1 protein-coding gene is annotated in these 703 nt (G+C 75.7%); it reads left to right on the top strand.

Annotation, left to right across the window (positions count from 1 at the left end):
- Positions 1-426 precede the first annotated feature (426 nt).
- On the top strand, positions 427-555 hold the full coding sequence (locus ACFV0O_RS29600) for a DLW-39 family protein (protein WP_014137031.1): 129 nt from the start codon (positions 427-429) through the stop codon (positions 553-555).
- Positions 556-703 lie beyond the last annotated feature (148 nt).

The following is a 703-nucleotide window of genomic DNA, read 5'->3' as shown; positions in this document are numbered from 1 at the left end:
CCACTCATCCCGGGGCCCGCTTTCTGTTTTTAACCCTCCGGGGTTACATCCCTGTGTGCCCCCCCCCCCCCGCCGGCCCGGGCGTAACCCCCGGGGGGCCCTTCGACGTTTTCGGGCTGCTGAGCAGGCCGGCGGAGGCGGCGCCCGGGCCGTACGGGCCCGGCCCGCACGGGCCCTCCCCGGGCCGGTCGCACCCGGGCGGAGCGGCCGGTAGGAGGTGCTGCGTCAATCCTCGGGCCGGACCGCCGGGTTGGCCGCACCGGTGGCTGGTCACGATTGGGACACCGGTGTGTATCATCGGCCGCAAGGGCGGTCTGGCACCCGGCCGCCCGTTCGCGCTCGAAACGCAACTGGACTCGTCGGCCCGGTCAGTCAGGCCGGATCCGGCTCTTGAGTCCACCAACGCAAGAAGGACGAGGTCCCGCGGTGAAGAAGCTTCTCCTGGTCGCCCTGGTCGCCCTCGGCGGCTTCTTTGTCTACCGTCAGGTCCAGGCGGACCGCGCCGAGCAGGACCTGTGGACCGAGGCCACCGACCCGGTCCCGGCCGGTCGCTGAATCCGGGCGATCTGACGATCGACGGTCTTCGGAGGCGCCGACCCGCGCCTCCCGGGCCGGGGGGGGGGGGCGGCCCCCCCGCCCCGCCCCCCCGCCCCGCCCCGCCCGCCCCCCCCCCGCCAGCGGGGCGCCCGCGCGAGGCCCGAGC

Source organism: Kitasatospora sp. NPDC059577, assembly GCF_042735475.1.
GTDB lineage: Bacteria > Actinomycetota > Actinomycetes > Streptomycetales > Streptomycetaceae > Kitasatospora.
This window is presented reverse-complemented; position numbering and strand designations above follow the sequence as displayed.